Annotated in this window: 21 protein-coding genes and 3 tRNA genes; 23 read left to right on the forward strand and 1 reads right to left on the reverse strand. The window is 44.9% G+C overall.

Annotation, left to right across the window (positions count from 1 at the left end; genetic code table 11):
• Position 1: 1 nt before the first annotated feature.
• A complete protein-coding gene (fabZ, locus tag JOD02_RS06385; RefSeq protein ID WP_204488042.1) occupies positions 2 to 439 on the forward strand; it encodes a 3-hydroxyacyl-ACP dehydratase FabZ in 438 nt (145 codons plus the stop codon).
• Between the two features lie 11 nt (positions 440 to 450).
• Here the strand turns inward: fabZ and JOD02_RS06390 are convergent, their stop codons facing one another.
• A complete protein-coding gene (locus JOD02_RS06390) occupies positions 451 to 1,161 on the reverse strand; it encodes a tRNA 2-thiocytidine biosynthesis TtcA family protein (RefSeq protein WP_204488044.1) in 711 nt (236 codons plus the stop codon).
• Positions 1,162 to 1,550: 389 nt separating this feature from the next.
• Between JOD02_RS06390 and purR the strand changes: the two genes are divergently transcribed.
• From purR to spoIIE, 22 genes are all read left to right on the forward strand, one after another.
• Positions 1,551 to 2,360 (forward strand): pur operon repressor, encoded by an 810-nt coding sequence (gene purR / locus JOD02_RS06395; RefSeq protein ID WP_204488046.1) that lies wholly within the window; start codon positions 1,551 to 1,553, stop codon positions 2,358 to 2,360.
• A 95-nt stretch (positions 2,361 to 2,455) separates the two neighbouring features.
• Complete coding sequence (spoVG, locus tag JOD02_RS06400; RefSeq protein ID WP_204488048.1) at positions 2,456 to 2,716, forward strand: septation regulator SpoVG; 261 nt, start codon at positions 2,456 to 2,458, stop codon at positions 2,714 to 2,716.
• Between the two features lie 188 nt (positions 2,717 to 2,904).
• Positions 2,905 to 4,302 (forward strand): bifunctional UDP-N-acetylglucosamine diphosphorylase/glucosamine-1-phosphate N-acetyltransferase GlmU, encoded by a 1,398-nt coding sequence (glmU, locus tag JOD02_RS06405; RefSeq protein ID WP_204488050.1) that lies wholly within the window; start codon positions 2,905 to 2,907, stop codon positions 4,300 to 4,302.
• 86 nt (positions 4,303 to 4,388) lie between these two features.
• On the forward strand, positions 4,389 to 5,342 hold the full coding sequence (locus JOD02_RS06410) for a ribose-phosphate diphosphokinase (RefSeq protein WP_204488051.1): 954 nt from the start codon (positions 4,389 to 4,391) through the stop codon (positions 5,340 to 5,342).
• A gap of 26 nt (positions 5,343 to 5,368) precedes the next feature.
• Entirely contained in the window at positions 5,369 to 5,929 is a 561-nt protein-coding gene (gene pth, locus JOD02_RS06415) for an aminoacyl-tRNA hydrolase (protein WP_204488053.1), read from the forward strand.
• Positions 5,930 to 5,992: 63 nt separating this feature from the next.
• Positions 5,993 to 9,496 (forward strand): transcription-repair coupling factor, encoded by a 3,504-nt coding sequence (mfd, locus tag JOD02_RS06420; protein ID WP_204488055.1) that lies wholly within the window; start codon positions 5,993 to 5,995, stop codon positions 9,494 to 9,496.
• A gap of 17 nt (positions 9,497 to 9,513) precedes the next feature.
• Complete coding sequence (locus tag JOD02_RS06425) at positions 9,514 to 10,704, forward strand: peptidylprolyl isomerase (protein WP_204488057.1); 1,191 nt, start codon at positions 9,514 to 9,516, stop codon at positions 10,702 to 10,704.
• Positions 10,705 to 10,819: 115 nt separating this feature from the next.
• On the forward strand, positions 10,820 to 11,377 hold the full coding sequence (spoVT, locus tag JOD02_RS06430) for a stage V sporulation protein T (protein WP_341534547.1): 558 nt from the start codon (positions 10,820 to 10,822) through the stop codon (positions 11,375 to 11,377).
• 137 nt (positions 11,378 to 11,514) lie between these two features.
• Positions 11,515 to 13,152 (forward strand): oligosaccharide flippase family protein, encoded by a 1,638-nt coding sequence (locus JOD02_RS06435; protein WP_204488060.1) that lies wholly within the window; start codon positions 11,515 to 11,517, stop codon positions 13,150 to 13,152.
• Positions 13,153 to 13,266: 114 nt separating this feature from the next.
• Positions 13,267 to 14,709 carry an RtcB family protein gene (locus tag JOD02_RS06440; RefSeq protein WP_204488062.1) on the forward strand — a complete coding sequence of 481 codons (1,443 nt, stop codon included), beginning with the start codon at positions 13,267 to 13,269 and terminating at the stop codon, positions 14,707 to 14,709.
• Positions 14,710 to 14,805: 96 nt separating this feature from the next.
• Complete coding sequence (locus JOD02_RS06445) at positions 14,806 to 16,263, forward strand: bifunctional methyltransferase/pyrophosphohydrolase YabN (protein ID WP_204488064.1); 1,458 nt, start codon at positions 14,806 to 14,808, stop codon at positions 16,261 to 16,263.
• Positions 16,264 to 16,406: 143 nt separating this feature from the next.
• Complete coding sequence (locus JOD02_RS06450; RefSeq protein WP_341534560.1) at positions 16,407 to 16,703, forward strand: HU family DNA-binding protein; 297 nt, start codon at positions 16,407 to 16,409, stop codon at positions 16,701 to 16,703.
• Positions 16,704 to 16,770: 67 nt separating this feature from the next.
• The gene (locus JOD02_RS06455) at positions 16,771 to 17,010 is read left to right on the forward strand and encodes a S4 domain-containing protein (RefSeq protein WP_204488065.1); all 240 of its coding nucleotides are present in this window, start codon (positions 16,771 to 16,773) and stop codon (positions 17,008 to 17,010) included.
• A 121-nt stretch (positions 17,011 to 17,131) separates the two neighbouring features.
• The gene (locus JOD02_RS06460; protein WP_204488067.1) at positions 17,132 to 18,133 is read left to right on the forward strand and encodes a SpoIID/LytB domain-containing protein; all 1,002 of its coding nucleotides are present in this window, start codon (positions 17,132 to 17,134) and stop codon (positions 18,131 to 18,133) included.
• 103 nt (positions 18,134 to 18,236) lie between these two features.
• Positions 18,237 to 18,539: a sporulation protein YabP gene (gene yabP / locus JOD02_RS06465; protein ID WP_243426387.1), complete on the forward strand. Its 303-nt coding sequence runs from the start codon at positions 18,237 to 18,239 to the stop codon at positions 18,537 to 18,539.
• Between the two features lie 17 nt (positions 18,540 to 18,556).
• Positions 18,557 to 18,964 (forward strand): spore cortex biosynthesis protein YabQ, encoded by a 408-nt coding sequence (gene yabQ, locus JOD02_RS06470; protein WP_204488069.1) that lies wholly within the window; start codon positions 18,557 to 18,559, stop codon positions 18,962 to 18,964.
• 101 nt (positions 18,965 to 19,065) lie between these two features.
• Positions 19,066 to 19,353: an FtsB family cell division protein gene (locus JOD02_RS06475; protein WP_204488070.1), complete on the forward strand. Its 288-nt coding sequence runs from the start codon at positions 19,066 to 19,068 to the stop codon at positions 19,351 to 19,353.
• Between the two features lie 24 nt (positions 19,354 to 19,377).
• Positions 19,378 to 19,734, forward strand: coding sequence for a S1 RNA-binding domain-containing protein (locus tag JOD02_RS06480; protein WP_204488072.1), 357 nt, complete (start codon positions 19,378 to 19,380; stop codon positions 19,732 to 19,734).
• A gap of 119 nt (positions 19,735 to 19,853) precedes the next feature.
• Positions 19,854 to 19,930 (forward strand) — tRNA-Met (locus tag JOD02_RS06485).
• A 40-nt stretch (positions 19,931 to 19,970) separates the two neighbouring features.
• Positions 19,971 to 20,047 (forward strand) — tRNA-Met (locus tag JOD02_RS06490).
• 37 nt (positions 20,048 to 20,084) lie between these two features.
• Positions 20,085 to 20,160 (forward strand) — tRNA-Val (locus JOD02_RS06495).
• Between the two features lie 257 nt (positions 20,161 to 20,417).
• Complete coding sequence (gene spoIIE, locus JOD02_RS06500) at positions 20,418 to 22,811, forward strand: stage II sporulation protein E (RefSeq protein WP_204488074.1); 2,394 nt, start codon at positions 20,418 to 20,420, stop codon at positions 22,809 to 22,811.
• Positions 22,812 to 22,914 lie beyond the last annotated feature (103 nt).

Below are 22,914 nucleotides of genomic sequence, written 5' to 3' on the forward strand. Positions count from 1 at the left end.
TATGATGAAGATAGAAGAAATAATGAAATGTATACCACACCGTTATCCTTTTTTATTGATTGATCGAATCATTGAGTTTGAACCAGGTAAGAGAGCGGTGGGAATAAAAAATGTTACAATAAATGAATGGTTCTTTCAAGGGCATTTCCCCTCAACGCCTATAATGCCAGGGGTGTTGATACTTGAAGCGCTTGCTCAGCTGGGAGCCGTGGTGGTGCTTTATGGAGAACAAAATAGGGGTAAGATACCTGTTTTTGCAGGGGTAGATAAGCTGCGCTTCCGCAGGCAGGTTGTTCCGGGCGATCAGCTACGCCTTGAAGCCGAAATCAGCAAGATGAAGGGGTCGATGGGCAAAGGGACGGTAAGGGCTTTAGTGGATGGTGAAGTGGCTGTAGAAGGAGAGGTCATGTTTGCCCTGGTTGATAAAAAGGGTGATTGAAATGGCCAATATCAGTCCCAAAGATTGCGATTGTGCTTGTTTTTGAGGGCGGTTAAAAATCTCATCCTTATATCAGGAAATGTTTTTGCTAAAGAACGCACCAGCTTTTTCATCTCTTGGCGCTGGGTGTGTCCGGCAGCGGGGCAGGGACTTTGGACTATCGGTAGGTTGTGGCGCTTTGCGGCTCCGATGACCTCAGGTTCTGGTGCATAGATTAGCGGCCGTATTACCGTAATTCCTTTTCTGTCAAGGTACGTTACTGGCGAAAAGGTGTTAAAGCGCCCTTCGTAGAAAAGGCTAAGGAAAAACGTCTCTATGGTGTCGTCTAAGTTGTGGCCCAAAGCAACCTTTTTGCATCCCAGTTCCAACGCGACATCATGCAGGGCTCCCCGCCTCATGCGTGCGCAAAGCGAACATGGATTGGTTTCTTTTCTGGTCTCAAATATTATCTTTCCGATCAAGGTATGTTTTACAGTATAAGGTACACCTAGTTCTTTACAAAATGCCTCAATGGGTGATGTGTCAAAGCCTTCAAAACCCATGGTAAGGGTTATGGCTTCTATATGAAAGGGAACGGGTGAAAAGTATTGATACAGCTTAAGGGCTTTGAGCAAGAGTAGGCTGTCTTTGCCTCCTGATACCCCTACTGCAATTCTGTCCCCTTCTTGTATCATTTGGAAGTCTTCTACAGCTTTTCTGAGATAACCTAATATTCTTCTCATGGTGTGCAGGTGCGCCAGATTTCATTTCCAGTAAAAAAAGACGCCCTTCTTCTCTCCTTTCTAGTAGTAGAGTTTAAAAATAATACTTTCAAAGGCTCTTTCATTATACCACAGTTGCTTTGGATAGTTAATACATACTTTTTTGCACAAGGCATATCAGTCAATCAAGGCTTTTATATTTATTTGAGGTAGAATAGGTTTTGAGTGTGCCCGTTGGTTAAAAGTTGGAGTGAAACAGATTTTTGCATAAAGGATTTAATGAAAAGGCAGATATTATTGAATTTACCAAATAAAAAGTAAAAAAATATTCAGTATTTTGTCGCATTTGTGGTATAATCTATTACAAGTGGAAGCGAAATTTTGGATTTTTGGTTAAAAGGAGATGGGGTATGAACAAATTCAGCAGAAGCGAGAGAATTGGCGTTATGACTAAAATTTTATCCGATAGGCCCAATCAAATTCACACGTTGAATTATTTTGGAGAATTGTTTGGTGTGGCCAAATCTACCATCAGCGAAGACGTGATGGCTTTACGCCGAGCTTTGAAGGCTTTTAATCTTGGCAACTTGGAGACGATGGTAGGAGCAGCAGGAGGAATTAAGTATGTACCCCAGCCTGACGAGGAGTACGTCTCGAATTTTATACAGGACCTGTGCAATAAGCTGTCTGAGCCCGAGCGCATTTTGCCCGGCGGCTTCCTATATATAGCTGACCTTTTATTTACGCCCCATATAGTGCAGCAAGTGGGAGAGATCATGGCTTCGCGTTTTTATGAGGCCAGTCCCGATTTTGTAATTACTGTGGAAACCAAGGGTATTCCCATTGCCATGATGACGGCTAGGGCGCTCAACTGCCCAGTGGTGGTTGCTCGAAGGGATAACGAGGTTACAGAAGGTTCCGTCGTTACCATAAATTACGTTTCTGCCTCTTCTAAGAGGATTCAGACCATGTCGCTTGCTAAGAGAGCGGTTAAGGAAGGTCAGCGAGCCTTGATCATCGATGACTTCATGAGGGGCGGCGGTACAGCTAAGGGCATGGTGGACCTGCTTAAGGAGTTCAATGTTGATATAGTGGGTGTAGGGGTGATGATTGCTACTGAGCAGCCAAAACATAAGATGGTAGAGCAGTACGTTGCGCTCATCCAGCTCAAAGAGGTAGATGAAGTGGGGCGAAAAGTAGTGGTGCAGCCGGCTTTATAAAAATTTTATTAATTTAAGAAGGAGTATAGGTTTTTTTGGCGAATTAATATCTTTAAGCAATTATTGTTTCATCAACTGGAAGGTGGTGAGCTAACATGAATGTGACCGATGTTCGCGTTCGGAAAGTCAAGGGTGAAGGGCGAATGAAGGCAGTGGCATCGGTTACCTTTGATGATGCATTTGTGGTGCACGACATCAAGGTAATTGAAGGCGATAATGGGATGTTCATTGCCATGCCTAGCCGGAAAACCCCTGATGGGGAATATCGCGATATTGCCCATCCCATAAATTCCGAAACACGAACGCAGCTTCAAACGCTCATTTTAGAAAAGTACAATAAAATGAGCGAAGAATAAGCTTTAAAGGAGAGCATAGCCTCTCCTTTAAAGCTTGTTTTTGGGTTTTTTTGTGGCAGTGGGTCATCTTAAGGCATTTAAAATCGCCACCTTCAAATCTAACAATTTATGGACCAATGACAGTATTTTTGCATTATGATATAATAGCGATGGTGTTGCAAAATTTTTAGGTAAAGGGGAATAGGTGAATGGAAAAACAGGTTTTTTCCGTTATTTTGGCTGCTGGCGAAGGGACTAGGATGAAATCCAATAGACCGAAGGTGTTACATCAGGTCTGTGGGTATCCCATAATAGAGTATGTGGTTCGAGTAGCTTCCGAGGTATCGGACGACTTGCCGGTTGTGGTGGTGGGCCACAAAGCAGAGGAGGTTAAGCAATACCTCGGAGACAGGGTGAGATACGCTTATCAACCGCAGCAGTTGGGCACCGGGCATGCCGTGATGATGGCTAAGCCAGCCTTTGAGGATAAAGAGGGTTATGTCGTGGTACTTGCAGGGGATGCGCCTTTAATTCGAAGCTGCACCCTCCAGCAGATGGTTCAGCACGCTGTCGCGGGAAGGTATGGCGCAGTGGTGCTCTCTGCGTTTGTGGATGACCCTACAGGTTATGGGCGGATAGTACGCAATGAGAATGGAGACTTGGAGAGGATTGTGGAACACAGGGATGCTACAGGAGAACAGCAAAAGATACGAGAGATAAATTCCTCAATTTACTGTTTCGATATTCAGCTTTTATTTTCCAGCCTTGAAAAGCTGAACAATAGTAATTCTCAAGGAGAATATTATTTAACTGATGTGATTGAAATTATGAAACGCCAGGGTATCAAAGTAGGAGTGCTGATGGCGCAGGATGCCGACGAGGTGTTGGGCATAAACACCAGAGCACAACTGGCCGAAGTGGATAGAAAGATGCGCTTGAGGATTAATAGGTCTCATATGGAAAAAGGGGTGACCATAATAGACCCTGAGCATACCTACATCGGTCTGGATGTGGTGATTGGGTGCGATACAGTGGTTTATCCTGGCAATGTGATAGAAGGCAGTACAGTTATTGGGGAGGATTGCGTAATTTATCCCAATAATCGTATAGTGAACTCGGTCATAGGGAACGGTGTGAAGATACAGGCATCGGTGATTTTGGATAGCCGCATTGGCGATTTGACGACAGTGGGGCCATATGCTTATCTTCGCCCTGGGAGCGTCATAGGTAGTGGTGTGCGCATTGGCGATTTCGTTGAGATAAAGAACTCTACTATAGGTGACGGTACCAAAATTTCTCATCTGACATATGTTGGGGATGCTGAGGTGGGTAAAGAGGTCAACCTGGGTTGTGGAGTGGTGTTCGTCAATTACGATGGTTTTAAAAAGCACAGGACGGTGGTAGAGGACAGGGCTTTTATAGGCTGCAATGTCAACCTTGTGGCACCGGTGAAGGTAGGACGAGAGGCGTATATAGCCGCGGGGTCTACCATTACCGAAGATGTCCCTGACAAGGCGTTGGCTATTGCCAGAGAGCGCCAGATAAACAAGCAAGGTTGGGTGGAACGGCGAAGGCAGAAGTTTCAGGGCATGCAGTCCCATGAATAGATATTTAAAATATTAAAGGGCGTTTTTGTGCGTGCAGTGGAGTTTAAAAGATTATAAAAAACACGAAAGAAAGGAGAAGGCTTCAGATGATCACCCATGGAACAGGCATCAAAGTCTTTGCGGGTAATTCCAATCCCGAATTGGCGAGGGAAATTGCACGGTATTTGGGGGTTCCCATGGGGAATGCAGAGGTTGGTACGTTTAGCGACGGAGAGATATGCGTGAATATATACGAAACAGTTAGGGGAGCGGATGTTTTTGTCATCCAATCCATATGCCATCCAGTAAATGATAACTTGATGGAGTTGTTGATAATGATAGATGCTTTTAAGAGGGCCTCGGCTGGACGTATTACTGCAGTAATTCCTTATTATGGCTATGCCAGGCAGGACCGCAAAGCCAAGGCCAGAGACCCAATCACGGCAAAGTTGGTGGCTGATTTGATCACCAGTGCAGGTGCCAATCGCGTGCTTACTATGGACTTGCATGCGCCGCAGATACAGGGATTCTTCAATATTCCGCTTGATCACCTGCTGGGAATGCCTATCCTTGCCCAGTATTTCATAGAACGAGGGCTTGAGGGCGATGAAGTGGTGGTAGTATCCCCTGATGTGGGTAGCGTGACCAGGGCCAGAAGCTTTGCCAATCGCTTGAATTCATCGCTGGCTATTGTAGATAAACGACGGCCCAGAGCCAACGTGGCCGAGGTCATGAATGTCATAGGAGATGTTAAGGGCAAGAAGGTCATACTGATTGATGACCTGGTGGATACGGCGGGAACGCTAACGCAGGCATCTCTGGCGTTGGTTGAACGAGGAGCCACTGAGATTTATGCCTGCTGCACTCATGGCGTGCTTTCGGGACCAGGAGTGGAAAGGATAAAGAATTCGCCCATAAGGGAACTCGTGATTACCAATACTATTCCGTTGCCGCCGGAAAAGCGCATCGACAAGATAAAGGTCTTGTCGGTGGCCCCGCTTTTTGCAGAGGCCATTGACAGGATATACGAGGATATCTCGGTAAGTCCGCTCTTTGAATGAGAGCCGTGGTAAGGTGATGAGTTGTCATGTATGTCATAGCAGGATTGGGCAACCCAGGAGAGGAGTACGCGGGCACGAGGCACAATGCAGGGTTTATTGTAATTGACATGCTTTCTCGTGCATATGGAATACCATTGGAGTATATAAAATACAAGGCGGTCATTGGGGAGGGGGTTATTGGAGGACATAAGGTGGTATTGGCCAAGCCGCAGACCTACATGAATTTAAGTGGTTTGAGCATACTGGATCTGGTTCGCGGCTATAAGATAGAACCTTCTAACCTGATAGTGATCTACGACGATATAGATTTGAAACTGGGAAAGGTGCGTATACGCCCTGCAGGTAGTGCTGGTACTCATAACGGCATGCGTTCCATAATATATCAGCTTCAAACAGAGGAGTTCCCCCGTATTCGGATAGGTATAGGTGCCCCTCCTCCGGGACAGGACCTGGCCAATTATGTACTGTCCCCTTTTGAGAAGGAGGAGCTGCCGGTTTTTTTGGCTGCCTGCGAAAGGGCGGTAAAAGGGGTGGAGCTTATAATTACCAAAGGTATTCAGGAGGCAATGAGCAGGTGTAATGGTTAGAAAAAAGCAGCTTCAATGGAAAACGGTATATAACGCAAATCAATGGGCGAAGTTGGTGATAGGATGACTCCAATTTGGCTGGAGCCCATGACCAGATGGGAAACCTTTGACACTGTTAAAGAGGCGGTCATGAAAGGCGCCAGCCGTGTGGCATTTTTGGGGCTGGGTGATTCCCAAAAATGCCATATGCTGGCCAGCATGTTATATCCTCTTAAAGGTAATTGCCTGTATATAACCAGTGGGGATGTTCAGGCTAAAAGGATATATGAGGACCTTTCGTTTTTTTATCCGGGGAAAGTGGTATATCTGCCAGAACGGGAGATGCTGCTTTACGACGTAGCAGCCCGGAGTCTAGAAATTACCCAGCAACGGATAGAGGCACTGGAAAAGCTATTGTTGGGAAAAGATGTAATAGTGGTGGCGTCGGTAGAAGCCCTTTTGTCCTTGCAAACCCCGCCACACATATTTAAAGACGCTATTCTTATCATAAAGGTGGGGGATATCGTATCCCTTTCTTGTCTGGCAGGAAGGCTGGTGCAGATGGGTTACGAGCGCGTGCCTGCCGTTGAGGGAAAGGGGCAGTTCAGCATAAGAGGGGGTATACTGGATATATTTCCTTTGACGGCTGATGACCCCTACAGGATAGAGTTCTTTGATGAAGAAGTGGATTCCATTCGGGCGTTTGACCTGCTGTCGCAAAGGTCAATTGAAAACCGCTCTGAGGTGATAATTTCCCCGGCTAGGGAGCTTATATTAACTGCTGATTCGATTGCCCAGGGTAGGGATAATATAAACAAGAGCTATCAAGATTTTTTAAATAAAATTGGACGAAAGAACATAGATGTTGCTTTAAAAGAAAAAGTGGAGCGCGCCTTGGGTGCGCTAGCAGAGGGAGTGTGTGATGGCTCATTGGAGATGTATTTTTGTTTCTTCTATCCACAACGGACCACCATATTCGATTATTTGGGTGCTTCGTCATTGATAGTATTAGACGAGCCTGTAAGGATCAAAGAACGGTGCGAGGGCTATTGCACCGAGTTTCAAGAACATTTTAAGGACCTGTTGCAGAAATTTGAGGTTTTACCCGAGCAAGCCAGCCTTATTTTGGACTATACCGAATTTTTAAAGAAGTTATCAGGGCGCAACTGGCTGATGTTTCAAGCTTTGCCTTCTTTCCATCCCGATTTTGAGCCGAGAGAGGTTTATAGCTTTGCCTCGCGAGGCATTCCTTCATATAACGGTAAGCTACAGTTGATGGCTGAGGATATAAAGCTGTGGCGACAGAAGGGGTATTGCGTGTTATTTTTGTTAGACAGCCAAGCCAGGCAAGAGGGAATAGCGGACTTTTTAAGGGAGCATGGTATCCAGCCTCTGCTGGTGCAAGGCATGGAAAGGGAGTTACAGCCGGGCCAAGTGGTTGTGGCTCCTGGAATTTTAAGCCATGGATTTGAATACCTTGATGCGCGCTTTGCCGTAATAACCGCGAGAGAGGTGTATGGGGTTCAAAAGCGGCGCGTTAAGCCTAAAAAGAAATCCAAGAAGCTTGAAAGCTTTTTGGATTTGAAGGTGGGCGACTATGTTGTGCATGAAAACCACGGCATAGGAAAATACCTGGGGATAAAAACCCTGGTGATAGATGGTCAAAAGAAAGATTACCTGTATATAAAATACGCAGGGACCGATAAGCTGTATGTCCCTATTGATCAGCTTGACCTCATTCAGCCCTATGTCGGTATGGGAGATGAACCCCCAAAGTTATCAAAGTTAGGGGGGGCCGAGTGGCAACGGACCAAAAATAAAGTACGCCAATCGGTGCAAAAGCTGGCAATAGACTTGGTAAAGTTATACGCTATAAGGCAATCGGTGCAAGGGTATAAATTTTCGCCTGATACCGAATGGCAGAAACAATTTGAGGAACTGTTTCCATACCAGGAGACGCCAGATCAACTCCAGGCTATAGAGGATGTTAAGCGGGATATGGAATCGCCCAGAGTGATGGATCGATTGATATGTGGCGATGTGGGTTATGGAAAGACAGAGGTGGCCATACGGGCAGCATTTAAAGCCGTTATGGATGGAAAGCAGGTGGCTGTGCTGGCTCCCACTACCATATTGGTGCAGCAGCATTATAATACCTTCGTTAAGCGGTTTGAGGACTTCCCGTTTACCATACAGGTGTTGAGCCGCTTTAAAACGCCAGCAGAGCAACGGCAAATCCTCAGGGATTTGAAGGAGGGTAACATCGACATAATAATAGGCACGCACCGGCTGCTCAGCAAGGATGTGAAATTTAAAGACTTGGGGCTGCTCATTATAGACGAGGAACAGCGATTTGGCGTGGCGCATAAGGAAATGATTAAGGATATAAAGAAAAATGTGGATGTCTTGACTCTTACAGCAACTCCAATTCCGCGTACCCTGCACATGTCTTTGATGGGCATAAGGGATATAAGCATAATTGAAACGCCACCTGAGGATAGATATCCTGTGCAAACATATGTGGTGGAGTACAGCGAGTCCCTAATTCGGGATGCTATTTTGCGTGAGCTTCAGAGGGGGGGACAGGTATACTTTGTGTACAATAGAGTAAAGACAATGGATTGGATGCTGCAAGAGCTTAAAAAGCTGGTACCCGAGGCCAAAATCGCTGTGGCCCATGGTCAGATGGACGAAGACCTGCTGGAAAAGGTCATGATGGATTTTTATGAAAACAGGTTTGATGTGCTGTTGTGTTCCTCTATAATAGAAAACGGTTTGGATATCCCCAACGTGAACACCATTATCGTGTACGATGCTGACCATTTTGGTTTAGCCCAGCTGTACCAGCTCAGGGGACGGGTAGGCCGTTCCAATCGCCTGGCATACGCTTATTTTACTTATCGGAAGGATAAGATAATATCCGAGCAGGCTGAAAAGCGATTGCAAGCCATAAAGGAATTTACCGAGTTTGGTGCCGGTTTTAAGATTGCTATGAGAGACCTTGAGATACGAGGGGCAGGCAACCTGCTTGGTCCAGAGCAACATGGCCACATGGCGGCTGTGGGCTATGACCTGTATTGTAAGCTGCTGGAGGAAGCCATCCGTACAATGAAGGGAGAAGAGCTGCCTCAGTCGGTAGAGACTGCTATAGACATAAAAGTCAATGCTTATATTGACGATGACTATATTCCTGACCAGAATCATAAGATAGAGATTTATAAAAAGATTGCGGCTATTGAAGGACGTGAGGATAAAATTGACGTGGAAGAAGAGCTGGTGGACAGGTTTGGGGATATACCTTCGGCTGTGCAAAATTTGATTGATGTGGCATATGTGAAAGCTCTTGCAAGGAGGATGCGCATCGTCGAAGTCGTCCATCGAGGTAAGGAGGTGAAGATGAAGCTGGTGGATTCTAAAGCCATATCCCCAGATAAACTCATGGTGATTTTAAATGAAAACAGGGGGTATGTGGATTTTTCATCTACGCCTGTGCCGATACTAACGGTAAGGCTGAAAGATTCGTCGCCTAATGGGGCTTTGCAAGCAGCTAAGGGTGTGTTAGAGGAGATGCTAAATTATTTAAATTGAAAGGGTGGGAAAGGGTTATGAGACGCTTTGGCAAATATTGTGCGATGCTGATTGTACTTGTATTTATATTGAGCGCGGCAGGATGTACGCTGATTGAAGTGGTACCCGAAAAGGACAGGCAGAGGGTGGTAGCTGAGGTTTACGGGGAGAAGATACTCAAGGGTGAGTTCTTGGATGTCTATAACCAGCAAAAGGCCTATTATGGTATCACTGAGGAAATCGAAAAAGACGCCCAGTACAAGGATACCATAAAGGAGATCAAAAAGGATGTGTTGGAGCAGCTCATCACGCGAAAAGTATTGCAAAAAAAGGCTGAGCAGGCTGGTTTTACGGTAAATGAGGAGTATATCAATGAGGCTCGTAAGGAGCTGGAAGAACAGTTCAAAAGCTATGCGGAGACGTTGAAGCAGCAGGCTCAATCGCAAGGGGAAAAGGCCCAAGGAGAGAAGGATTACCTTGAAGAAGCAAGAAATGAATGGCGTAAGCAGCTGAATAACGCGGGGCTTACGGAGGAAGAATACATCACAAGGCGGGCTGAGGACATAATGCTGGAAAAATTTGCAGAGAAGATGCTGGAGGATGTGAAGGTTACTGAGCAGGACATAAAGCAGTATTACGATGAACAGCTGAACAAGCAGAAACAGGACCCGAGCCTTGTAGAAACAGCCCTTGTGCAACTTTATAGGCCTGCTGGCTGGGTGAGGGTGAAGCATATCTTGATTCCGCTTTCTTCGGAAGAACGTGAGGGGTATTATAATTTAATACAACAAGGCAAGCAGGAAGAAGCTAAAAAATATCTTGATGAAAAGTTAAAGGCGATTGAGCCAACGGCAAGAGAAGTGTACGATAAGGTAAAGGCGGGAGAGAGCTTTGAGGCGCTGATTGAGACCTATAGTGAGGATAAAAGCGCTACAAATAAAGAAGATGGATATGTGATATATAAGGGAAGCGGCTTGTTTGCTGAAGAGGTGGAGCAGGCTGCCCTGGAGCTTGATGAGGGCGAGGTGTCCCAACCCATTGGCTCACCCCTCGGTTATCACATCATAAAGCTATATGAAAAGTTGCCTGAGAAGGTTTTTACCCTAGAGGAGAAAAAAGAAGAGATAGAAGCTGTGGTTTTGGACGATAAACGCAATGATAAGTGGAATTCTTTACTTGAAGAATGGAAAAAGGAGGCAAAAATCAAGAAGTACGAAAACAGACTGTAATTAAATGGAATTTTTGGTCCCTCCTAGGTTAAGATGAATAAAAGCACATGAACAGTAAAATAATATGAATGCAAGGATGGTTTTGTAAATTGATACAGATTAAGGAGGGATGTGTGTGAAAGCAACGGGGATAGTAAGGCGAATTGATGAGCTGGGCAGAGTAGTGATACCCAAGGAGATTCGTCGTACCCTAAGAATACGTGAAGGTGACCCGCTGGAGATCTACACCGACGAGGAAGGGGAAGTGATTTTAAAAAAATATTCTCCAATAGAGGACCTGAGTGATTTGGCAGACGAATATGTGGAGTCTCTACACAAGATCCTTGGACATATTACCTGCGTATCAGATAAGGATTTCATTGTGGCTGTGGCGGGAATTCCTCAAGCTCGTTTCAAAAAGGAGAAAATTAGCGAGGACCTGGAACGCATCATAAATGAAAAGAAGATGGTGTTGGCTAATCGTGCCAATAAGGATGCCATTTACCCTGTGTTGGAGAAGGAAGGTGGGCAGATAGACTATACTGCCCAGGTTATCGTTCCTATAATTTCAGGAGGGGAATCCATCGGAGCTGTTATACTGTTGTCTAAGGAACCCAATATCACCATGGGGGATACTGAGATGAAGATAGCACAAGCCGCAGCGGCATTCATAGGCAAGCAGATGGAACAGTGAAAAATAAGGTGGAAAAAAGGCATTGAGTAATCTCAGTGCCTTTTTTATTTTTTTATACTCTAAAAGTATTGTAAGGTAAAGGGAATTTAATATAAATTATTTAAAGACACAATATGACCACGGTGAGGAGGGTTTTCGTGAAAAAGAGGTCTTTTGTTGAGGGAGCGGCTATACTGGCTTTTGCCGGGCTATTGGTCAAAGTGCTTGGGGCGATATTCCGCATTCCCCTTACGTACATAATAGGCCCTGAGGGCATGGGTTTATATCAGATGGCCTATCCCATATACTCTTTTCTTCTGGTGATATCATCAGCGGGCTTGCCGGTAGCCATCTCCAAGATGGTTTCAGAAAGGATGGCCTATGGGAATTACTTAGGAGCTTACAGGGTTTTCAAAGTTTCTTTAAGGTTGTTGACCTGCCTGGGCTTGAGTACATCTATGATTTTGATGGCCTTGAGCGGTGTGATATCAAATGCTTTGGGCAATCCTAAGTCAGTGTATTCTATACTAGCTATTGCCCCAGCACTCTTTTTTGTGTCTGTGCTTTCGGCATTTAGAGGGTATTTCCAGGGTATGCAGATAATGGGGCCTACTGCTCTATCTCAAATAGTAGAGCAAGCGGGCAAGTTATTTATGGGCTTATTGTTGGCATGGCTTTTTGTAAGAAAAGGGATTGAATTTGGGGCTGCAGGTGCTGTCCTAGGAGTTACTTTGGGTGAGATAGCGGCTTTTCTCTTGCTGATAGGTTTATATAAGAAAGTAGGGTTGAAAGAACAAGCGCAAAAAAGAGCCATAAAGACAAATCTTAAGGCTACACATGCCGAACCGTCGCACGCAATAATAAGGAATCTGGCAAGTATTGCTGTGCCGGTGACCATAGGGGCTTCTCTCATGCCTCTGGTGGGCTTAATAGACGGCATGATAGTGGTGAACCGCCTTGTCGGCATAGGAGCCGGTACTGTGGCTTTATATACAGTCAAAGAGGCTACCAGCTTGTATGGACTGTTGACGGCTTATGCAAATCCCCTCATTAACTTTCCTGCTACCTTGACGGTGGCTTTGGCTATGAGCATAGTGCCTTCCATTTCTGAGTCTTGGGCGTTGGGGAATCAGAAAGAAGTGATGCGCAAGGCGGCTGTGGCCATACGTTTGACCCTGTTAGTGGGCTTGCCGGCAGGTGTGGGGATGTCGGTTTTGTCTTATCCAATTATAAGGTTGCTTTATAGGGCTTTGGATGACAACCAGGCGGTTTTGGCTGGCAACCTTTTGAGCATATTATCTTTCGGGGTGGTGTTTCTTACCCTCATTCAGAGTTTAACGGGCATCTTACAGGGTATTAACCGGGCGGTTGTACCGGTTAAGAACCTTGCTATAGGAGCGTTGGTCAAGGTGGTGGTTACCTATACTTTGGTGGGGGTACCACAGATTAATATTATGGGAGCGGCTGTAGGTACACTGGTATGTTACGCCATTGCATCGTTGCTGGATTTTGTTGCCGTTATAAGATATACCAGAGCTTTTATACCGTTTGTTGATTTTGTGGTGAAGCCGATGGTGGCTGTGGGCATAATGGCTATTACAGTTTCAATACTCTATAAATTGATGGAAGATGCTGTGGGTTTAACTTTAGCTACTATTCTGTCCATTCTTGCCGGTATTGTTGTATATGGCTCGGTGTTATTGATGATGGGTACACTTAATGAGAAGGACTTTAAGCTGTTGCCCGGTGGGGATAGGCTGGGCAGGTTCTTGTATCAGCTCAGGATATTCAGATGAAATGGGAATATATGAAAAGGCGCTTCAAAATGTTTAAATGTTTTATTATCATTGTTATAATAGATACAGATAAATGTAATGGGCTATACGGCATGAAAGGCAGATGATAATAACATGGGCGTCGAAATAGTACAGGGTTATACCTTAGTGAGAGAAGGGGTCAACAAATGGCGTATACCTAAATTTGGCAAAATGAAAGTGGATGCTGTAGTATACGTGAGCGATGCCTTAAAGGGGACCTTACATGAGGACCAGTCGTTGAGGCAGCTTGTCAATGCTGCTACGCTGCCGGGGGTAGTGGATCCTGTCATAGGGATGCCTGACATTCATGAGGGGTTTGGGCTGCCTATTGGAGGGGTCATGGCCATAGAGAAGCAAGGGGTTATTTCTGCTGGTGCTGTAGGTTATGATATTAACTGTGGCGTAAGGCTTTTGAGGACCGACATTGAAGCCAGGGATTTAAGCAGAGAAATTTTGTACAAGCTGATAGAGAGGATTGAGCATTATGTTCCAACAGGGATAGGGAAAAAGGGTAAACACACAGGGGTTACCCGCCAAATTTTCGACGATGTTGTGCACAGAGGGGTTGAAGCGGTAATTGAGGCTGGCTTTGGGAGCTATGAAGACTTAGACTATATCGAGGAAGGTGGAAAGCTTCACGGCGCTGATATTTCTGCTGTATCCAGGGAAGCGCAGGAAAGGGGAGAAGAGCAGCTGGGCACGCTGGGTGGCGGGAACCATTTTATAGAGATTCAGCGGGTTGACTGTGTTTTGGACGAGGAGCTGGCATCAGCATTTGGGCTGTTTCAGGGTCAGGTGACTGTGATGATCCATACGGGAAGCCGGGGCTTTGGGCATCAGATTGCTACCGATTATACCAAAATTTTGTGGGAAGCGGCTAAAAAATACGGCATTGATGTGCCCGAGAAGGGCCTCGCTGCGGCTCCGATAGATTCAAAAGAGGGAAAGAGTTACTACAAAGCCATGGCGGCTGCCGTCAATTTTGCTTTTTCAAACAGGCAGATCATCATGTGCGATGTCATAAAGGCTTTTGAGGATATTCTCAAAAAGCCAGCTGATTCCATGGGTTTTAGGCTGGTCTATGACGTTGCTCACAACATTGCAAAGTGGGAGCGCCATGGCGGCAGAGACCTTTTGGTGCACAGGAAAGGTGCTACTAGGGCTTTGCCTGCAGGGCACAATCAAAACCCTGTCAGTTATATGGGAACGGGGCATCCTGCCTTGGTGCCCGGCAGTATGGGTACCGGTTCTTATGTGGTTGTGGGGACCGATAGGCTGGCGGAGAGCTTCTATTCGGTTAACCATGGAGCTGGGCGCAGGTTGTCGAGAACCAAAGCAAAATCGATTACAAAGCAGGAGTTTGAAAAGGCGATGGGCGATGTCATATATAATGCGGCGTCATACAAGGATATAGTGGACGAGTCCCCTCTGGCATATAAAGATGTTGAAGAGGTGGTATCAGTATTAGTTAAGCGGGGTGCTACCGTACCGGTTGTGCGCCTGGCGCCACTGGCAGTAATAAAGGGCGCAGATTGATTTGTGGAGGCTGCTAAAAAAGTGCAGTAGATGGTTGCACACTGCGCATAGACGGTGTATTATATATTAGTGCGTTGTGTACAGGGGGCTTAAACGATGAAGTATAACGTGAAAATTGTGGGATTGGGGCCGGGCAATAAGGATGGTCTCACCTTGGGAGCTTTGCAAGCTTTGCGACAGGCATCTACCGTTATTTTGCGAACTGAAAGGCACGGTGTGGCGCCGTTTTTAAGGGCAGAAGGAATTAATTATACTTCTATGGACGATATTTATGAGAACGGTGAGAATTTCGATGATGTTTACAAGGCTATGGTAAAGCGCATTGCTGATATAGCTCAATACGGACAGGTGGCGGTAGGCGTTCCGGGGCATCCCCTTATAGGTGAGAGGCTTACCTTTGAGCTTTTGAGGCAGTTAGATAGAAAGATATATGGCATTGATATCATACCAGGGATAAGCCAAGCTGACATGTTGCTGGCTTTTATTGGGCAGGCCGGTATAGAAGGGTTGAAGATATTGAATGCCCCTGAGATAACAGAGGACTTGATAAACGTGCGTTTGTCGACGGTGATTATAAATATATACGATGCTTTGGTGGCATCAGATGTTAAGCTGCTCCTACTTCGCTTTTATCCCCATGACCTAAAGGTTTTTGTAAGCTGGCAAACCCAGGATAAAGGGCTGGAGTACAGGGCTATATCCCTTTACCAGCTTGATCGGCAGCAACGCTATGACCACACTACCTGCCTCTATCTTCCGCCCGTTAAATTTGAGCGGCTTGAATCCTTTGACATGAACCATTTAAAACAAATTATGGAGATACTCCGTTCGCCCGAAGGCTGTCCATGGGACAAGGAACAAACTCATGATAGCCTTAAGCGGTATCTCATAGAAGAGGCTTATGAGGTGATAGAGAGCATTGACAGTAAGGATGAGGACAAGCTGCTGGAAGAGTTGGGTGATGTCCTTTTACAGGTGGTGTTCCATAGCCAGATTGCAAAAGAACGAGGAGCCTTTGATATATTCGATGTTATCACAAGGATATGTCAAAAGATGATACAGCGGCATACCCATATATTTGGGGGTGCCGTAGCTGAGAACGCACAGCAGGTGGTGGCCAATTGGGAGGACTTGAAGAAGCACGAAAAGGGCTTTGCAACCCACACCCAGGTTTTACGCGATATACCTAGCATCCTCCCCGCTCTTATAAGGAGTTATAAAGTGCAGGAAAAGGCGGCATTGGTGGGATTTGACTGGAAGAGTGTGGAGGGCGCCATGCAAAAGCTAGAAGAAGAATTGGCAGAGTTGAAGGAGGTATATCGAGGGGGTGATGAACAAAAAATACGGGAGGAAATAGGAGATTTGTTGTTTGCGGCAGTCAATGTCGCAAGGTTTTTAAAAGTTGATCCGGAATTGGCTTTGAAGGATACCATAGAGAAGTTCATAACCCGTTTTGAATACATAGAAAAAAACGCTGAACGTCCTTTGCAGGAAATGACACTAGAGGAGATGGACGAGCTTTGGAATAAGGCCAAAAAGCTATCTTTGAGGTAAAAACATGTATAATTTAAGAAAAATATGGTAATGATATTATCAAGATTCCTCTAGAGAAAGCGGGCGAAAAAAGATGTAAAAATTTCAAAAATTATTGGTCAACAAGGAGGAATTTGAAAAAAAATAGCGAATATGCTATAAGAATTTATTTCAAGGAGGGTTCGCATATGAATAAAGCTGAGTTGATTGCTGCTGTAGCAGAGAGAAGTGAGCTGACAAAAAAGGAAGCTGAAAGCGCTATTAATGCTCTGATTTCCGTAATTACTGAAGCATTGGCCAGAAACGAGAAGGTCCAACTTGTCGGCTTTGGTACCTTTGAAGTCCGCGAGAGGGCAGAGAGGAAGGGCAGAAATCCTCAGACAAAAGAGGAGATCATCATCCCCGCCTCTAAGGCTCCCGTGTTCAAAGCTGGCAAAGCTTTAAAGGACGCCGTTCAATAAACTTTAAAAAATCAACTTAAAAACCGGGTAAAAACCCGGTTTTTATAATTTTGAAGGGGGTAAGGCCGTGCGAATAGATAAGTTCTTAAAAGTGTCCAGGATCATGAAGAGGAGGACAGTGGCCAATGAGGTGTGTAGCCAGGGAAGGGTTTTTGTAAATGGCAAGGTGGCCAAACCCAGTACAGAGGTGAAAGAAGGCGATATAATAGAGATACAGTTTGGTGAACGTGTGCGGCGTTTTGAGGTGCTCTCAATAGCTGAGCATGTTGTCAAAGGAGAAGCTTCACAGATGTACAGAGAGTTATAAAATCTTAAAGCCGTACTACAAAACCGGTTGATTTTTGTGGTATTACCTCCTGAGTTTAAGCAAATACTAGACATTGGAGCTTTAATTGGCAAAACAGTCAGGGACTACAGGAGGTATGAGGATGAATAAAGGGAGATCTAAATGGGTTGTTTTTTTAGCTGCTGCGGCAATATTGACTTTAATATTGCCAGCTTGTGCAGGAGTGAGGAGAACGGAGCCGCCGACCCCTGTTCCTGAGCAGATGGCAAAGAAGCCACCCATTCCTCAAGCTTTGGGCAGCCCGACCGGGCAGGAGCCGCGGCTTAAGGTGTATATAAAGGAAGAAGGCAGGGTACAGGAGATGCCGTTTGAAGAATATGTAGCCGGAGTTGTAGGGGGAGAGATCAAAAACGATTGGCCGATGGAGGCCATTAAAGCTCAGGCCATTATTGCCAGAACTTTTGTTCTCAAATTCATAAAAGATAAAGGTCACTCTAAATATGGCAATGCCCACATTTCAACTGATATTGAAGAAGCTCAAGCGTGGAATATGGAAGCTGTTAATGAGCGTATAAAGAAGGCGGTAGCTGAAACGAGAGGACAAGTGATCGTATATAATGGAGATTATGTAAATGCATGGTTTCATTCCAATGCGGGGGGGAAGACAGCTACGGCTGTAGAAGGTTTGGCTTACAAGGAAGGCAATCCCCCTTATATACAGGTTGTCAGCTCCCCTGATGATTCTTCAGTTATCCCTCCGGATGAAAAGAGCTGGAGTGCTGAGTTTTCAAAACAGGAAGTTATAAAGGCTGTTAAGCAAATGGGCAAACAGATAGACGATTTTTCCAGTATCAAGATAGGTAGAAGGGGTCCATCAGGGCGTGCTATAGAAATCGTTCTCGATTCCACGCCGGTTTCGGCCCCTGACTTGCGCATCGCACTGGGGAGCACCAGGATGAAGTCAACCCTGCTGGATGAGGTACGGTTAAACGGCGACCAAGTTATATTTAAAGGCAGGGGTTATGGGCATGGCGTGGGTATGTCCCAGTGGGGTGCTTATAGCATGGCTAAACGAGGGAAGAAAGCCGAGGATATAATTAAACATTACTTCAAAGGTGTTCAGATCGTTAAACTGTGGCCTTAAGGTGGATTTAAAGCCCGGCAATATAAAGCCGGGCTTTTGCATGCATACATTGAAAGCAGTAATCATATAATCAACTAAGGGTATTATATCAGGGGGGAACGGGATGATCAGGGAGATGGATGATAAAAAAGCTGTAAGAAGTAGAAGCCACAGCGTGCTTATGGAAAACCGCGAGAAGGTGACCATAACAGGTGTAGTTGATGTTGACAGCTTTGATGAGGCAACAGTAGTGTTGGTGACCGATATGGGCTACATTACACTTCACGGCCAGGACCTCCACATAAACAAGCTGAACCTGGAAGAAGGACAGCTCATAGTCGAAGGGGAAATTATCGCTCTCCAGTATAGCGATCACGACGGGCTAGGAGGAAAGGGTTCCGGCTTTTTTAGCAGGCTATTCAGATAAAAAAGGGTGCATATTGTATGCTGATGTCAACGGCTAACCAGGTATATGTCTTTCTGGCCACAGTTTATGCGGGAATGGTTGTGGGATTCATTTATGATTTGAACAGGGTATTTCGTTGGACATTTAAGCCTAGGCCGTGGGTTGTGGGCATAATGGATTTGTTTTTTTGGCTGGTGGTAGCTGCCTTGGTGTTTGTAGCTCTACTATATGCCAATGACGGAGAAGTGAGATTTTATAATTTTGTCGGACTGGCAATAGGGTGGAGCCTATACCTGCTGACGATAAGTCCTTGGGTGATAAAAGCATTAACACTTATATACAGAGTTATAGAAAAGGGGGTTAGATACATCATCAGGTTTGCGTCCTGGCCTTTGCGTGCTCTGTTTAATTTTTTTAATAAGATTAGTGAGAAAATTAGGGCATAAAAAGAGGATTTTTATGTGAAACGTCGAATAATAATACTTAAGAAAGGTTAGAGTCGTTGTTACAGTGGGTAAAGGCAGTTTTTTCTTGAGAAGGTGATGGAATGGCAAGGCGTAGGTATGTGCTAAAGCCCAGAGCCAAGCTGATGATTGCGGTGGTGATGATCGGCTATTTTATTTTTACTTTTGTTCACCAAGAAATAAAGATGCGGGAGCAGCATGTACAGATGGAACACTTGAGACAGCAGATTCAGCAGGTTGAAGAATACAATGCCGAGCTGGAACGCCAGATCGAGTATACAAAATCGGAGGAATACGTTGAAAAGGCGGCCAGGGAGCGCTTTGGGTGGGTAAAAGAAGGGGAGATAAAATTTATCGAAAAACAGAACTGATAAAGAGGAGGAATTTGTTTCTATATGCCTGTTGAAGTGGGACAAGTAGTGGAAGGTAGGGTATCGGGCATAACCAAGTTTGGAGCGTTTATAGTATTGCCCGATGGGCGGACTGGCATGGTGCACATCTCCGAAGTGGCAGATACCTATGTAAAGGACATACATCAATATTTGAGGCAAGATGAGAGGGTAATGGTAAAGGTTTTGTCGATAGATGAGAGGGGCAGGATAAACTTATCCATACGCAGAGCTCAGGAACCTGTCATGACCTTTGAGGAACGCTTAGCGAAGTTCATGAAGGAGAGCGAAGAAAAGCTCAAGGACATAAGAAAGAATCGCGAGGCAAAACGAGGAGGTGGGTATTGGCGCGGGAGGGGTTGAAAGCTTAAAAGGTGATAAAAAGATAAAAAGGTTGAAGAGGGTATTGACTTAAAAAAGATTTTATTATAGAATATAACTTGCCGTTAGGGAGAAGGAAACATCAAAGAAAGCTTAGACGTCGCGGGGTGGAGCAGTCAGGTAGCTCGTCGGGCTCATAACCCGAAGGTCGAGGGTTCAAATCCCTCCCCCGCAACCAGTTTTGTTTTAGAGAGATTAAAATGCATGTTTGATATTGCGGCGGCGTAGCTCAGTTGGCTAGAGCATTCGGTTCATACCCGAAGGGTCAGCGGTTCGAATCCGTTCGCCGCCACCATTGTTATAATAAAGGGCCTAAAAAGTTAAATCGATGTGGGCGCATAGCTCAGCTGGGAGAGCACTTGCCTTACAAGCAAGGGGTCATAGGTTCGAGTCCTGTTGCGCCCACCAGTGTTTTAAATCTCCGGAGAGGTGCCGGAGATTTTTTATTTTCTCAAAATCATGTCTGTAATCCTTTATGGCGTTCTTTAGAGAAAGATGCTGATATTTTTGGATGTCTGCGGCTTTTTCGCTTTTTTTAAAGTTTATGTCGTAAAGTTTTCAAAGTTTATTTCCTAATGTTGACAAAATATTTATCGAAGCTCTGGTATAATGAGTGTGCTTCGATTATAACATATTAGAAATGTAAAGCGGGTGGTGTGATGGTCATGCAGAGGGAAGCATACTCTTACCAGGATTTGAGTGGACATGCTGTAAGGCGGATTGCAGTTTTGCCGGTAATATGGAAACAAATATCTTATGACATTCTAATATGCACGTTATGCTTTTTAATGGGACGAGCAGTGATTTTCGAAGAAGTAGCTCCCTTTGGGGTAGCGCTGTTTGCCAGCGTAATACCTAGGAAGAAAAATGCGGCTGTATATTTAGTTGCAGTCATATTAGGGCTTTTAAGCCAGGGGGTGCACCTTTTTGTGCTAAAGTACATGCTGACAGCCTGCCTCCTTTTCATTTATAGCCAGATTCCTCTTGTAAGGCGAAAGAAATTGAGTGTATTGCATGTGGCTTTGGTTGTTGGTTTTGCGCTTTTGTCTGTTAATTTGACGTTTGCTTATCTTCAGGGAATGCTGTTTTATGACTTGATTCTTGCTGGACTGGAAAGCGTTATTGGCATGATTATGGTTTATGTCTTTAGCCCGGTAATGGATTTACTCATAAATATAAGGTTTCGTCGTGTATTGGCTAACCATGAATTGATTGGTACCGCTATTTTCCTTGGGTTGCTGACAGTGGGTTTTTGGGAGATTAGCCTATTTGGCATTTCTCTTCGTAATGTATTTGCTATCGTGTTGGTATTGCTGTCTGCATATGTAGGTGGGGCGGGTATTGGAGCATCCATAGGCTGTATGGTTGGACTGTTCATTTCCATGGCCACTCGCCTGTCTGTTGAATTTATAGGGATTTTTGCTGTGGGTGGAATGATAGCAGGGGCTTTTAAAGATTTGGGAAGAGCTGGATTAAGTCTGGCGTTTATCTTATCTAATGCCTTTATGACCTTTTATATTAATCGTTCAACTGTAACCATACTTCCTTTTAAAGAAATTGCAATATCAAGCTGTTTATTATTTTTAGTTCCTCAACGGGCTGTTGGATATATGCGGCAGATCTGGAATCTGGGCCATATTAGAGAGGAGGGCAGTAGATATACCTCTAAACTGAAGGAGCTTACAGTAAGCAGGCTAGAGGAATTTTCGCATGTGTTCCATAATTTGGCACAAGCATTTTCGCAGATTTCTCAATTTGACGTGATAAAAGGTCGGGAAGGTATAAACAGGTTGTTGGACGCGGTGGCAAGCAAGGTGTGTACAGCCTGTACATTTTATCGAAATTGCTGGCAACGCAACTTCTATGCTACCTATAACAACATGTTTGACCTTATAAGCATAATAGAAAATAAGGGGAACATACGAAAGGAAGACCTGGCGGAGGACTTATGCAAAGCCTGCTTTCGCGTGGACGAGGTTGTAAAAGCCATGAACGAGGTTTATGAGGCTTACAAGTTTAATTACAGATGGCAACAAAAGATAGAGGAGTGTAGAAATCTGGTGGCTCAACAACTCGAGGGAATATCTCGGGTGATAACCCGATTGGCACAGGAACTTGATATAGATGTACGCTTTAAAAAAGACTTAGAAGACGCTATTCTGGTGGAGTTGGATAAAAGAGGTATACATGTCCGAAATGTTATGGTAATAGAAAAAGCGGATGGGAGGATGGAAGTAAGCATTACCCAAAAGTCATGTGGTGGTCGAAGAGAGTGTACGCGCATTGTTGAAAGAGCCGTAAGTGAAGTGCTGAGGAGACCAATGTTATGTAAAACCGATGAGGGCAGAGGTTGTTCGCATCCGGAGTGTACCCTTAAGTTTGTCGAGGCTCAAAGGTATAAGGTGATGACTGGAATTGCCAGAAAAGCCAGAGAATATTCAGATGCGTGTGGTGATAACTATTCATCTATACCGATAGATCAAAACAAGTATCTGCTGGTTTTAAGCGACGGAATGGGTTCGGGCAGCAGAGCCGATGCAGAAAGCAGCATAGTGGTTTCGCTGCTGGAAAATTTTCTTGAGGCGGGATTTGACCTCAACTCGACCATTCAGACCATAAATTCAGTGCTGATACTTCGTTCCAGAGAAGAGATTTTTGCGACAGCTGACCTGTGTGTGATAGACTTGGTGACGGGCAGCGCTGATTTCATTAAAATTGGAGCGGTATCTACCTTTATCAAGAAAAAGGATGGTGTAAAGGTGATAAAGGCGCCGGCTTTACCTATGGGAATACTAGAAAATATCCAAGTTGAGAGGGTTAAGGAAGCGCTTGAAGACGGTGACATGATCATTATGATGACTGACGGGGTTTTAGACAGCGTAGAGGTAGGACTAAATGCCGAAGAGTGGATGATAGACGTAATTTCGAAGCTAAATACAAGCAATCCTCAGGAACTTGCAGACCATATAATGAATGAGGCGTTAAAAAAGGCTGATGGGATTGCACGAGATGATATGACGGTGATGGTAAGCCGGGTGTGGAAACCGTATTTTTCGTGAAATTTACCCTTGAAAAATACGCACAAAAGGGCTAAAATGTTAATATTCTATTTTGAGTGTAATAAAAAGGTGATGGGATGCTGGCAAAGGTTCTCCAAACCAT

It is taken from the genome of Caldicoprobacter guelmensis (assembly GCF_016908415.1).
Classification (GTDB): Bacteria; Bacillota; Clostridia; order Caldicoprobacterales; family Caldicoprobacteraceae; genus Caldicoprobacter; species Caldicoprobacter guelmensis.

Excerpts from the sequence above, each read along its gene's own strand:
- fabZ (WP_204488042.1), top strand. The coding sequence starts at position 2 with ATGATGAAGATAGAAGAAATAATGAAATGTATACCACACCGTTATCCT.
- JOD02_RS06390 (WP_204488044.1), bottom strand. The coding sequence starts at position 1,161 with ATGAGAAGAATATTAGGTTATCTCAGAAAAGCTGTAGAAGACTTCCAA.
- purR (WP_204488046.1), top strand. The coding sequence starts at position 1,551 with ATGAACAAATTCAGCAGAAGCGAGAGAATTGGCGTTATGACTAAAATT.
- spoVG (WP_204488048.1), top strand. The coding sequence starts at position 2,456 with ATGAATGTGACCGATGTTCGCGTTCGGAAAGTCAAGGGTGAAGGGCGA.
- glmU (WP_204488050.1), top strand. The coding sequence starts at position 2,905 with ATGGAAAAACAGGTTTTTTCCGTTATTTTGGCTGCTGGCGAAGGGACT.
- JOD02_RS06410 (WP_204488051.1), top strand. The coding sequence starts at position 4,389 with ATGATCACCCATGGAACAGGCATCAAAGTCTTTGCGGGTAATTCCAAT.
- pth (WP_204488053.1), top strand. The coding sequence starts at position 5,369 with ATGTATGTCATAGCAGGATTGGGCAACCCAGGAGAGGAGTACGCGGGC.
- mfd (WP_204488055.1), top strand. The coding sequence starts at position 5,993 with ATGACTCCAATTTGGCTGGAGCCCATGACCAGATGGGAAACCTTTGAC.
- JOD02_RS06425 (WP_204488057.1), top strand. The coding sequence starts at position 9,514 with ATGAGACGCTTTGGCAAATATTGTGCGATGCTGATTGTACTTGTATTT.
- JOD02_RS06440 (WP_204488062.1), top strand. The coding sequence starts at position 13,267 with ATGGGCGTCGAAATAGTACAGGGTTATACCTTAGTGAGAGAAGGGGTC.
- JOD02_RS06445 (WP_204488064.1), top strand. The coding sequence starts at position 14,806 with ATGAAGTATAACGTGAAAATTGTGGGATTGGGGCCGGGCAATAAGGAT.
- JOD02_RS06460 (WP_204488067.1), top strand. The coding sequence starts at position 17,132 with ATGAATAAAGGGAGATCTAAATGGGTTGTTTTTTTAGCTGCTGCGGCA.
- yabP (WP_243426387.1), top strand. The coding sequence starts at position 18,237 with ATGATCAGGGAGATGGATGATAAAAAAGCTGTAAGAAGTAGAAGCCAC.
- yabQ (WP_204488069.1), top strand. The coding sequence starts at position 18,557 with ATGCTGATGTCAACGGCTAACCAGGTATATGTCTTTCTGGCCACAGTT.
- JOD02_RS06475 (WP_204488070.1), top strand. The coding sequence starts at position 19,066 with ATGGCAAGGCGTAGGTATGTGCTAAAGCCCAGAGCCAAGCTGATGATT.
- JOD02_RS06480 (WP_204488072.1), top strand. The coding sequence starts at position 19,378 with ATGCCTGTTGAAGTGGGACAAGTAGTGGAAGGTAGGGTATCGGGCATA.
- spoIIE (WP_204488074.1), top strand. The coding sequence starts at position 20,418 with ATGCAGAGGGAAGCATACTCTTACCAGGATTTGAGTGGACATGCTGTA.